The 7,654-nt window shown below is 73.8% G+C and carries 7 protein-coding genes; 1 reads left to right on the forward strand and 6 read right to left on the reverse strand.

Annotated features, from left to right (window positions below; all coding sequences use genetic code 11):
- Window positions 1–122: 122 nt before the first annotated feature.
- Window positions 123–1,046 (reverse strand): phosphotransferase enzyme family protein, encoded by a 924-nt coding sequence (locus tag B7P34_RS23300; protein ID WP_223268141.1) that lies wholly within the window; start codon window positions 1,044–1,046, stop codon window positions 123–125.
- 347 nt (window positions 1,047–1,393) lie between these two features.
- On the opposite strand from B7P34_RS23300, the gene B7P34_RS23305 reads away from it, so the two are divergent.
- The gene (locus tag B7P34_RS23305; RefSeq protein WP_106679459.1) at window positions 1,394–2,635 is read left to right on the forward strand and encodes a S8 family peptidase; all 1,242 of its coding nucleotides are present in this window, start codon (window positions 1,394–1,396) and stop codon (window positions 2,633–2,635) included.
- A 94-nt stretch (window positions 2,636–2,729) separates the two neighbouring features.
- Here the strand turns inward: B7P34_RS23305 and B7P34_RS23310 are convergent, their stop codons facing one another.
- From B7P34_RS23310 to B7P34_RS23330, 5 genes are all read right to left on the reverse strand, one after another.
- Window positions 2,730–3,509, reverse strand: coding sequence for a sirohydrochlorin chelatase (locus tag B7P34_RS23310; protein ID WP_106679461.1), 780 nt, complete (start codon window positions 3,507–3,509; stop codon window positions 2,730–2,732).
- Window positions 3,506–4,408, reverse strand: a complete 903-nt coding sequence (locus tag B7P34_RS23315; protein ID WP_106679463.1) for an ABC transporter permease — start codon at window positions 4,406–4,408, stop codon at window positions 3,506–3,508. The genes B7P34_RS23310 and B7P34_RS23315 overlap by 4 nt, the downstream gene beginning before the upstream one ends.
- On the reverse strand, window positions 4,395–5,198 hold the full coding sequence (locus B7P34_RS23320) for an ABC transporter ATP-binding protein (protein ID WP_106679465.1): 804 nt from the start codon (window positions 5,196–5,198) through the stop codon (window positions 4,395–4,397). Before B7P34_RS23320 ends, B7P34_RS23315 begins: the two co-directional genes overlap by 14 nt.
- A 43-nt stretch (window positions 5,199–5,241) precedes the next feature.
- On the reverse strand, window positions 5,242–6,357 hold the full coding sequence (locus tag B7P34_RS23325) for an aliphatic sulfonate ABC transporter substrate-binding protein (RefSeq protein WP_106679466.1): 1,116 nt from the start codon (window positions 6,355–6,357) through the stop codon (window positions 5,242–5,244).
- A gap of 176 nt (window positions 6,358–6,533) precedes the next feature.
- On the reverse strand, window positions 6,534–7,654 hold a 1,121-nt coding region (locus tag B7P34_RS23330; RefSeq protein WP_106679468.1), incomplete at its 5' end, for a sulfate adenylyltransferase subunit 1.

Consider the following 7,654-nt stretch of genomic DNA (forward strand, 5'->3'; position numbering starts at 1 on the left):
CGCCCTGTAAGGGGCGCGGGGAACTGCGCGATCAGGCACGCACGGCCCGCAGCCGGCGGACTGCCATGCCCGGCAGACACGACTCCGCAGGGGGCCCCGAACCCGGCCGGACGGCCGGGCCGTCAGAACGGATACCACCGCACCGCCGCGTCCCCCTCCCGCAGGGACGCCACCCGGCGGGCGAACTCCGCGCGCGCCGCCGCGTTCGCCGGCGCGTGCTGCGCCACCCACGCGCAGCTCGCCGTCTCCCGCGCGCCCCGCAGGACCCCGCAGCCCTCCCACTCCCGCACGTCCCAGCCGTACGCGCGCACGAACGTGTCGTAGGCCTCGGCGGGCAGGCCGTAGCGGTCCTTGCTGAGGGCGAGGACGACGAGGTCGTGCTCGCGCAGGTCGCCGGAGAAGGTCTCCAGGTCCACGAGGACGGGCCCGGACGGGCCCAGATGAACGTTGCGGGGGAGGGCGTCCCCGTGGATGGGGCCGCGCGGCAGGTGCGGGGTGAGCGCGGCGGCCTCCGCCGCGAAGGCGTCCCGCCGCTGCCGCAGGTAGGCCGCGTCGGCGGGGTCGATCGCGTCGCCCGCCAGCCGCAGCCACCGCTCGACGCCGCCGAGCAGCTCCCGTGGCGGCAGGGCGAAGTCCGGCTCGGGCAGGGCGTGGATGACGCGCAGCAGCGCGGCGAGGTCGGCGGGCCCGGCCGGGCCCGTGGCGTCGGGGAGCCGGTGCCAGAGGGTCACCGGCCGGCCCTCGGCCACGCGCGGCGCGGGCTCGGCGGCGCGTACCGCCGGGACGCCGTGCCCGGCCAGCCAGGCGGCGACGCGCAGCTCGTGCCGGGCCCGGTCCAGGAGCGAGGCGTCGCGGCCGACCTTGGCGACGAGCCCGCCGCCGGCGAAGACCGCGTTCTCGCCGAGGGAGAGCAGGGCCGCGTCCGCCGGCATCTCCGGCACCGCCGCCGCGAGCAGGGCGCGCGCCCGCCGCTCCGTGAATGCCGTGCTGCCTTCCACCGCGTCCGTCGCCGCGTCCGTCACCGTGTCCCCGCTTCCCGTGTTCACCCTGCTGACCCGCCACGCTACCCGCTCGGCCGGTGATGGCCGAAAGTAATCGCCGGGCGATACGCGTCGTCTCGGCGGCGTCGCAACCGGCTCGTTCGCCCGCCGTTCTCATCAGGGCTGCCCCCGTGCTCAGTTGATGCCACGTCAGTGCCCAAATTGCCTTCCTTCAAAGGCTTTTGGCATTACGCAACGACGTTGCCTATGTCACAAAACCCGGATGGGGTTGAACTGCCCGCGTCAAATCCGACAGGGTTTCGAAGCACCCGGAGCGACCCCTTCCGTCACTCCGGGTGTGCACTGACTCATGCTCCATTCCCCCCACAACAGCACGAGGAGGAAACCTCGTCATGGCAGCACACAAGCGCGCCGGCCGGCGACGGCTGATCCTTGCGATATCCGCCGCGACCGCCGTCACCGCCGGAGCCACGCTCATGGCTCTGCCGGCCGGCGCCGCCCCCGCCCCCGAAGGCACCGTCTACGGCACCGAGTCCAAGGACGCCATCGACGGCAGCTATATCGTCCTGCTGAAGGACGGCAAGGAGGCCGAGAAGGAGGGCGTGGGCGCGAAGTCCGTGTCCGCGCAGGGCGGTGACCTCGCCCAGCGGTACGGCGGCAAGCTCGGCCGCACCTACGACTCGGCCATCCACGGCTTCTCGGCCAGCGGCCTCGACAAGACCGAGGCCAAGCGGCTCGCGGCCGACCCGGCCGTCGCCAAGGTCGTGCAGAACCACCGCTTCAAGGCCACCGCCACCCAGGAGGCCCCACCCTCCTGGGGGCTGGACCGCATCGACCAGACCGAGACCAAGGGCGACGGCAAGTACGCCTACCCCGACGGTGCCGGTGACGGCGTGACCGCGTACGTCATCGACACCGGGGTCCACATCAGCCACAAGGACTTCGGCGGCCGCGCCTCCTTCGGCTTCAACGCCGTCGACAAGAGCGACAAGGCCGAGGACGACAACGGCCACGGCACCCACGTGGCGGGCACCATCGCCGGCACGGCGCACGGCGTCGCCAAGAAGGCCAAGATCGTGGCCGTCAAGGTGCTGGACGGCCAGGGCTCCGGCTCCACCGAGCAGGTCGTCGCCGGCATCGACTGGGTCACCAAGAACCACAAGGGCCCCTCGGTCGCCAACATGAGCCTCGGCGGCGGCGCGGACGAGGCGCTCGACGCGGCCGTGCAGAAGGCGATCGCCTCCGGCGTCACCTTCGCCGTCGCGGCGGGCAACGAGTCCACGGACGCGGGCAACAGCTCCCCGGCCCGGGTGAAGGAGGCCATCACGGTCGCCTCCTCCACCAAGGAGGACCAGCAGTCCGACTTCTCCAACTTCGGCAGCGTGGTCGACCTCTACGCGCCGGGCTCGGACATCACCTCCGACTGGAACGACAGCGACTCCGGCACCAAGACCATCTCCGGCACGTCGATGGCCACTCCGCACGTGGTGGGGGCCGCCGCGGTCTACCTGTCGGCCCACAAGGACGCCACCCCGGACCAGGTCGCGGCCGCGCTGGTCAAGGGCGCCACGTCGGACAAGATCTCCAGCCCGAGCGCGGGCACGCCCAACAAGCTGCTGAAGGTCACCGAGTAGTCCCGGCAGCAGGACAGCCCATCGGCCGGCCGCCGCGCCCCACCCCCACGGGGCGCGGCGGCCGTGCCCTTTCCGGCAGGCGGCCGGGGCGGGATCAGGCCGGGCGGCCGAGAGCCGCGCGCAGCTCCGCGGAGGCGGCCGCCGGGGCGGCCGCCTCCTGCCCGTAGCGCCGCACCACCAGCGCCACCACCTCGGGCGCCGCACCCAGCACGCCCGCGAGGACGTCCGCGCCGCCCTCCGCGGCACCGCATGCGATGCGGTCCGGGAGGCGGCCGGGCGCGAGGACGTACGGGGCCACCGCCACCCGGCGGGCCCCCTCGGCGCGCAGCGCCCGCACGGCGTCCGCGACGCGCGGCAGGGAAGCGGAGGCGAACGCGGGCCGCACGGCGCACCAGCCGGTACGCCGCCACTCCCGCGCGATTGCTGCGATCACCGCGCTCGCCTCCGGGTCGGAGGAGCCCGCCGAGGCCAGGACGATCCCGGTCGGGCTCCGGTCGCCGGGCGCCAGCCCGGCCTCGTGCAGCCGCCGCTCCAGGGCGGCGGTCAGCAGGGGCGACGGCCCCAGCACCCGCGCCTGCCGCACCCGCAGGCGCGGCAGCCCCGCCGTCGCCGCCCGCAGCACGGCCGGGATGTCGGCCTTGGCGTGGAAGGCGCGGGTCAGCAGCAGCGGCAGCGCCACCACGTCCCGTACGCCCTCCGCCGCCAGCCGCTCCAGCACCTGCGGCACGCCCGGCACGCAGAAGTCGAGGAAGCCGGCCTCGACCCGTACGCCGGGCAGCGCCGCCGCCACCTCCTCGCGCAGGGCGAGGACGGTGGCCGCGTGGCGCGGGTCGCGGCTGCCGTGGGCGACGAGGAGCAGGGGCGCGGGGGTCATCGGGCCGCCGCGGCCAGTCCGCGCGTCCGCAGCACCCGGCGCTCCAGCGGGCTGAAGACGGCCAGGTCGATGGCGATGCCGACGAAGAGGATGAGGATGATCCCGAGGAGGACGCCCGGCATGTCCGAGTCGGTGCGCGCGTTCTCCAGGTACTGGCCGAGCCCCAGCCCCAGGTCGGGGGAGGAGGCGATCAGCTCGGCGGCCATCAGCGACCGCCAGGAGAACGCCCAGCCCTGCTTCAGCCCGGCGATGTAGCCGGGGAGCGCGGCGGGCAGCAGGACGTGCCGGGCGCCGCGCAGCCCCGTGGCGCCCAGGGTGCGGCCCGCCCGCAGGTACAGCGGCGGCACCTGGTCGATGCCGGACACCAGGCCGTTGGCGATGGACGGCACCGCGCCGAGCAGGATCACCGCGTACATCGCCCCGTCGGTGATGCCCAGCCAGATCACCGCCGCGGGCACCCAGGCGACCGACGGCAGCGACTGCAGCCCGGACAGGACCGGGCCGAGCGCGGCCCGTACGAACTTCACGCGCGCGACGAGCAGGCCGAGCGGCGTGCCCAGGGCGAGGGCGGCGACGAAGCCCAGCAGGCCCCGCGAGACGGACGTCCAGACGATGTCCAGGAGGGTGCCCCGCAGCCACAGTTCCCTGAGGCTGTGCCAGACCGCCGACGGGTCGGGCAGCTTGTAGTCGTCCGTCACCTCCGCGACGACCAGCAGCTTCCACACCACCAGGACCAGGACGACGGCCGTGACCGGCGGCAGGACCTTGTGGAGCAGCACCTTCCCGAAGGGGGTGCGCTCGATCCGCACGGCGTCCAGCGCGTCGAGCCCGGCCTCCAGCCCGGCGAGGTCGTGCGGGCCGCCGGAGGCGCTCCGGGCGCCGGTCTCAGTGCTGGCCATGGCGGCGGATCTCCCCACGCAGTTCTTCGGTGATCTCGACGGACAGGTCCGCCACCGCCGCGTCCTCGATGCGGCGGGGCTGCGGTATGTCCACGGCCCACTGCCGGGCCACCCGGCCCGGCCGGGAGGACAGCAGCACGACGCGCTCCGCGAGCCGCACCGCCTCGCGGACGTTGTGGGTCACGAACAGCACCGACAGCGACGTCTCGGACCAGATGCGGGTCAGCTCGTGGTGCAGCACGTCCCGGGTGATGGCGTCCAGCGCCGCGAACGGCTCGTCCATCAGCAGGACCTGGCTGTCCTGCGCCAGGGCGCGGGCGAGCGCGACGCGCTGCCGCATGCCGCCCGACAGCTCGTGCACCCGCTTGCCGTACGCCCCCGAGAGCCGTACGAGCTCCAGGAGCCGCTCCGCCTCCGGCCGCCGCTCCGCGCGCGGCACGCCGCGCAGCCGCAGCGCCAGCTCGATGTTGCGGCCCGCGGTGAGCCACGGGAACAGCGCGTGCTCCTGGAACATCAGGGCCGGGCGCCCGCCCGGCACCTCGATGCTGCCCGCGGTCGGCCGGTCGAGACCGGCCACCAGGTTGAGCAGCGTCGACTTGCCGCAGCCCGAGGCGCCCAGGAGGCACACGAACTCGCCGGGGCGCACCTCCAGCGAGACGTCGTCCAGCACCGGCTGGGACGCGCCGGGCCGGCCGAAGGACTTGTGGACGTGCTCGATCCTGACCGCCGCGGACTCGCGGTCCGCGAGCGCGGTCGCGCCGGTCTTGTCGGTCGTCAGTGCCGGGGCCATCCGGTCACCTCCTGGTGATGGGGCGGATACGACGGGCGGGCGGCTACTGCTTGCCGAGCTTCGCGGCGTCCACCGCGGGCCTGCCCTCGGCCTTGAGAACCTTGTTGAGCACGGTCAGGTCGTAGATCCCCGCAAGGTCCGGCTTCTCCAGCAGCCCGGCCTTGACGGCGTGGTCGGCCTCGGCGTCCAGCGACGCCGCCAGCGGGTCGTCGAGGACCTCGATGGACTTCCAGGCCGGATCGAGGATCTCCGCGGGCAGCTCCTTGCCGGAGAGCTTCTTCAGCGCCGCGTTCGCCGAGCCCTTGGCCTTCTCCGGTTCGGCCTTGATCCACGCGTTGGTCTTCACCGAGCCGCGCAGCACGGCCTCGACCACGTCGGGGTGTTCGTCCAGGAACTTCTGCGACACGATCACATTGGTGATGACGAACTTCCCGTCCGGCCACAGCGACGCCTCGTCGAGGAGCACCTTGCCACCCTCGGAGACCAGCTTCGAGGCGGTCGGCTCGGGCACCCACGCCCCGTCCACCGAACCGGACTTGAACGCGTCGGGCGTCACCTTGTTGTCCGTACGGACCACCGAGACGTCACCCTTGCCGCTCTGCGGGTCCACCTTCCAGCCCCTGCCCGCAATCCAGTTGAGGAACGCGACGTCCTGGGTGTTGCCCTTCTGCGGGGTGGCGATCCGCTTGCCCTTGACGTCGTCCAGGGACGAGATCTTCTTGGGGTCGACGACCAGCTTCACGCCGCCCGAGGCCGAGCCCGAGACGATGCGCAGGCTCTTCCCCTTGGACTTCACGTAGCCGTTGATCGCGGGGGAGGGGCCGATCCAGCCGATGTCGATCGAGCCGGCGTTGAGCGCCTCGATCTCGGAGGGGCCCGCGTTGAACGTGGTCGAGCGGAGCTTCGTGCCGCCCAGCTCCTTCTGGATCAGCCCCTCCTGCTCGCCGACCAGCGGCGTGGCGTGGGTGATGTTCGGGAAGTAGCCGATCCGCACGGTGTCGGCCGAGAGCTTCTTCGCGTCGCCCGCCCCGCCCGCGGGCCGGGCCGCGGAGTCCTGCTGCGAGCCGTAGCCGCAGGCACCGAGGGCGAGGGCCAGCAGGGGGAGGGCGGCGAGGGCGGTGAGGGCACGGCGGCGGGGCGGGCGGGCGGCGCTGGACACGGGCGGGTCCTCTCGAACGGGCCGGGGTACGACTAGGGGACGCCCGGCGCTTCAGTGGGGCGTAAGGGGAGCGACTGGTACGGGAAGAGGCGGGGCGCTGATGCCGTGGGCACGGGCGTCAGCACGCACATCGGCCGATGCCGCCCACCGAGCCGGTCGTGATCGCGGTCGTCATCTCAGAAGTCCCAGCCCTCGTCGCCGGCCGCCGCGGCGGTGCCGTCCGCGAACGCCTCGCCCGCCATGCCCGCCGTCAGCGTCGTCCCGTCGGCCGGGTCGATCAGCAGGAACGAGCCGGTGTGGCGGGAGTCGGCGTACGGGTCGAGGGCGAGGGGTTCGGCCGTGCGCAGTACCACCCGTCCGATGTCGTTGGCGGTCAGCTCGCCGGGGGCGGGATGCTGGGAGAGGTCGTCGAGGGCGAGCCGGGAGGGGATCTCCTTGACCAGGGCCCGGACCGTACGGGTCGTGTGCTTGAGCAGGACGCGGGCGCCCGGCAGCAGCGGCCGGTCGGCCAGGTGGCAGACGGTGGCCGTCACGTCCCGGGTGACCTGCGGCGCGGCCGCGGCCGGGGCGATGAGGTCGCCGCGCGAGACGTCGAGGTCGTCGGCGAGGCGGAGCGTCACCGACTGCGGCGCCCACGCCACGTCGACGCTGTGCCCGAGGGCGTCGATGGCCGCCACCGTGCTCGTACGTCCCGACGGCAGGACGGTCACGGTCTCGCCGACGCGCAGCACCCCGGAGGCGATCTGCCCGGCGTAGCCGCGGTAGTCGGGGTGGGCGGCGGTCCGCGGCCTGATCGTGTACTGGACGGGGAAGCGGGCCGGGTCGGCGGTGGGGTCGGTGACGACCGGCACCGTCTCCAGGTACTCCAGGACGGTCGGGCCGCCGTACCAGTCCATGTGCGCGGAGGGCGTGACGACGTTGTCGCCGGCGAGCGCCGAGACGGGCACCGCCGTCACCTCGGGCACGCCGAGCCCGTGGGCGTAGGCGGTGAACTCCTCGGCGATGGCGGCGAAGACGGGCTCCGCGTAACCGGCGAGGTCCATCTTGTTGACGGCCAGGGCGACGTGCGGGACGCGCAGCAGCGCGGCCACGGCCACGTGCCGGCGGGTCTGCTCGACCACGCCGTTACGGGCGTCGACGAGGACGACCGCGACCTGCGCCGTGGACGCCCCGGTGACCATGTTGCGGGTGTACTGCACGTGGCCGGGGGTGTCGGCGAGGATGAAGCGGCGGCGGGGGGTGGCGAAGTAGCGGTAGGCGACGTCGATGGTGATGCCCTGCTCGCGCTCGGCGCGCA

The organism is Streptosporangium nondiastaticum, assembly GCF_003011965.1.
GTDB classification, from domain to species: Bacteria; Actinomycetota; Actinomycetes; order Streptomycetales; family Streptomycetaceae; genus Streptomyces; species Streptomyces nondiastaticus.